Annotated in this window: 4 protein-coding genes; 2 read left to right on the forward strand and 2 right to left on the reverse strand. The window is 36.1% G+C overall.

Going from position 1 to position 4,107, the window contains the following annotated elements; translation table 11 throughout:
• Positions 1–407 precede the first annotated feature (407 nt).
• Complete coding sequence (locus J0M08_14195) at positions 408–839, forward strand: hypothetical protein (protein MBN8704207.1); 432 nt, start codon at positions 408–410, stop codon at positions 837–839.
• Between the two features lie 832 nt (positions 840–1,671).
• Complete coding sequence (locus tag J0M08_14200; GenBank protein MBN8704208.1) at positions 1,672–2,457, forward strand: hypothetical protein; 786 nt, start codon at positions 1,672–1,674, stop codon at positions 2,455–2,457.
• Here the strand turns inward: J0M08_14200 and J0M08_14205 are convergent.
• Both J0M08_14205 and J0M08_14210 read right to left on the reverse strand, forming a co-directional pair.
• On the reverse strand, positions 2,443–3,246 hold the full coding sequence (locus tag J0M08_14205) for a hypothetical protein (GenBank protein ID MBN8704209.1): 804 nt from the start codon (positions 3,244–3,246) through the stop codon (positions 2,443–2,445). The two genes, J0M08_14200 and J0M08_14205, sit on opposite strands and share 15 nt — an antisense overlap.
• Positions 3,239–4,107, reverse strand: an 869-nt coding sequence (locus J0M08_14210) for a tyrosine-type recombinase/integrase (GenBank protein MBN8704210.1), incomplete at its 5' end; no start/stop codon positions are given. The genes J0M08_14210 and J0M08_14205, both read right to left, overlap by 8 nt.

The raw sequence follows: 4,107 nt of genomic DNA on the forward strand, positions 1-4,107 counted from the left end.
CCACTTTGACAAATGGCACTCTTGCGCCTGCCCAGCGATCACGTTCTAAAAATGCAACGCTGACGCCAAGCACTTCGGCAGCTTCTTTGGTACTTAGTAGTTTTAAACTCATGGATTTTATCCTCTTCAGTTAGACAAACTTGTTTTGTCGAAGAGGATGGTTGCGGATGTTTGAAAAGATAAAAAGCACTTGAGATCACTGAAGCGCTTCAATGATCGAATCAGAGATCACTGGAGCGCTTCAGTGATCTTGTTAACGAGTACAAGATGACTCGCATGGGCTAATACATAGCACAGGTCCAATACTTGAAGAACTTCAAGAGTACCTTTTCGAGAGCCGAAAACTATAGTATTGTTAAAAATTAAATTTTATTTCACATGCTAAAATTTTTTTCAAGAGAGTAATCATGAAATATATTACGGTGTTTATGTTGTTTATGTTGTTTATGTTGTTTATGTTGTTTATGTTGTCAAATTTTGCAATTGCCGGCACATATACCTATCACTGCAAGATCATAGGTGAATATACACCTAGCGTTGAAGGAATATTAAAACCCTCAGAACCACAAATCTACATCAATAGTACTTTCGATGTAGAACGTAAATCAGGCGTAGTTCTCGGTCCTAGCTTAGGGAATAGCTCATATCCGAAGAAAACAATTATAGACAAAGGCAGCAGCATCCAATCATACAAATTAATTTGGATCTCTAATGAAATAATTGGGACCGATGATGGTCATAATGTAGTTTACTTAAACATAAACGAAGATGAATCTGGAGATAAGAAGACACTTTCAATTATAACAGGTTCAACTGTACTTTCCGGCTATTGCATTTAAAATAAAATGTTACATCAAAAAAGGTATAGCGTATGAAAAAAATAAATTTCGGCGACAGCAATTACTACTGAACCATTTCAACACTTTCACTAACAGATAAAACATGACTTTATAAAAAACCAGCGACTTTTACAACCATAGCGACAGTTATAGAATCAGCGCTTTATCAATGAGAGTTATATAATAAAAAATCAAAATTCTGAATTTACAGCAACATTTATATCTGTAAATTATGTATTTCAAAAGAACACCTGACAATTAATAAAGCGTGTAAAATATAGTGAGGATCAAAGAATTAAATTTGCATTTTTAACACTATTACTTATTTGTTGTTGTTTTGATGCACAAGCAGAGTGCCCTGAAAATACAATACCTGATTTTTTCAGCGAAAGTTGCATATGCATTGCCGATCCAAAACAAGAAAACAACAAATGCACATACAAAAGAATCCCCAAAAACGCCTATTTATCAATAACTAAAGGTTGGGAGTGCAATCTTGGTTTTGCAAGAGTCAATAATGAATGCAAAGAAGTAGAATTACCAAAAAACGCACATTTCACCTATGGTTCTACTTGGAAATGCAATCATGGATTTATAAAAAAAGAATCTGTATGTAGCAAGATGACACATGATGAATTGGTTAAGGAAGTCGAAATATTAAATGAATTGCTTGTTAATAATATTTTAACCTGTTCATCAATTTTTGACGCTTGCGAAGATGAGTGTAAAATTCAATTTCCTAGTTATGTCGATGACAAACGATGTGTAAAAGCCTGTAAAGTTGGGCGGGACTTGTGCAAATAAATTGTAATGATTAGCAATTGAGGTCTAAATGAAGCATTTTCTAGAACACAATAACATTACTGTTTCGCATGATACTTTATTACCAAATGGTCTCATCATTAAGAAAGGGAGCAAAGTAAACACTATTTCATCGCAGGGTGATTTTAATGGTTTTCGCATGCGGGTCCCGCCTGCGGAGTTTGAAGCTCTCATGCTTTTCAATGCTATTGATTCTGCTCAACAAGCTCAACTACTTAAAAATGAAATTAAGATAATACAGTCGACTTTTGATGGGATGAAAGAAATAGAAACGAGTGAAGACAACATGAGTATTTTTTTCAATATGTGTCAGCATGCAATGGCTGCAACTACATTTTCGATTAGCGCTTTAGAATCATGGGCTAATAGATCATTCCTACTGCATGGAAGAATTGGAAATGAATATATGAAATTAAATATTCAACGACCAAACAAGCCCGAGAGAGAGGTTTCTGCAGATGCAATTGCCTTAGATCAACAAATACCGATAAGAGTTAAAATATTCCAATTAATACCTCAGATTTTTAATGTAATTCCGCTCAAAACGCATAGCAAGCTGAGAAATTCAATTTCTGAACTAGTTGATGAAAGAAATATTGTCATGCATATGCAAGCTAAGTTAAAAATAAGCGACAATGAATTAGACAGAATTAGTTACTCAATAAAACTATTAAAAACAGATGCTACGAAATCTCCAATTAACGTATTAAAATACCTCAACTACGTTTACAAACAATCAAAAATAAATCCACCGTCATGGTTGGAAATCGCTGAAAAAAATCTACGAATTAGATAGATTTTCATTAATTATTTTATTTTTACGCACAATAAACTTCCTAATTATATTCTGGATTGCCACACATTTATTGATTGTTTTGGTCAGTTCCAGTAAATATGGTTTACTTCCTTTAATAATTACTGCAATACAATTTGCGGCTTTAAGAATCGGCATATTCTCGTATTCCTTCGTTGAGTACAATGAAATTACTTCACATTCTAACGGTGCGAGCTTAAACGCTCGCCCCTTCCCGCCTTTGCTACCAAGTAGTTTTGCTGATGAGTGAATTTGACCATGCTTTTCAAGCATTTCAGCTCTAGTTATACAGTCCACAATGTCTAGAATTTTACTTTCTGCATGTAATTTAAGTAGTTCGAATTGGTGTGAATCTATGGAAAGGCCAAATTCTCTAAAAGTCATTGAGGCCACTTGGCTATAACTAAGACAATGCATTAAAACGTTTACAGCAAAAACTTCATACCATTCTAATTTTTCAACTCCCATTCCAGAAATATCAAAGATGTCCATCCACAGCGACAATGATCGCCCTTCTAATAGCCAAACTTGCTCTAAATTCTTATCTTTTATTTCAGCCATTGCTCTTTGGCTTTGGTGATAATTAATTATCGATCTCATGGGGCTTATTGCCTCAGCAATTGTTATACATTGCTCCTCAGTTCGTTTTACTAAAAGCTCTTTAGCTCTACTAACAGCAAATCTAACTTTCTCCGCAGGTTCAAAAGATAATATTTCAGCATATTTAGACGCTTCGGTTCCATCGATTGCCTGAGTTTTGGGATTATTCAAAGTCCTGCACTCCTATTTTGCATTGGGTTTTGAAATAGTCAGTAATACGCTGCATAGGCTCGCGCAAACGCTCAAAATTCTTGATGACATAGCCTCCGGTAACATCAGAGCCAGATTTGTGATTCACCAACTGCTTGATAGCAAACATCGAGATATCGAGAGATTCGGCAACGGTGATAAAAGTGCGCCGTAAATCATGTAAGGTAATTTCAACACCTGAGCTTTCTTTTAAGCGCGACACAGCGCCTTTGGTATTTTCAAAGTAGCCAGTTTTCCTTGAGCTAAACACGTATTCTTGTGTTTTAAAACGTAGGCGGTATTTCAGGATTTCGGCAATTACATCGGACATTGGTAACGTCAAAGCAGTATTGTTTTTGGTGTCAGGTATTAAAAACGTTTGCTCTTCAAAATCTACATTTTTCCAAGTGAGCGTTGCCGCTTCATTTTTTCGTAAACCGGTCAGCAGTAAGAACAAGAAATAATCCGCCGCTACATGGTCATTTGCCGCGCCAGTATTAAACTTGAGGTCTTTGATAGCGGTATACCAAACGGCCAATTGGTGTTGCTTCAAAATGGTTTGTCGTCTTGGCTCTTTCGCCCACGCTTTTAACTGGGTAATACGCACCACAGGATTAGCAGGGAATAAACTTGCGCCAGAATCATCCTCATATTGCACCTCTGCAAACCGGTATAAGGCACTCAGCACTCGCATAATGGTATTGGCGTAGGATGGGCTGAATTTCTCTTTAAGCTCGTTATAGCGCTTAATCACCATATCCCGATTGATACTTACAAACGCCTTATTTTTCCAGTCTTTAAGTTCACCATTAAAATAGAACTCATACTGCTCATAAGTACGCG

It is taken from the genome of Bacteroidota bacterium (genome assembly GCA_017303975.1).
Taxonomy (GTDB): domain Bacteria; phylum Bacteroidota; class Bacteroidia; order JAFLBG01; family JAFLBG01; genus JAFLBG01.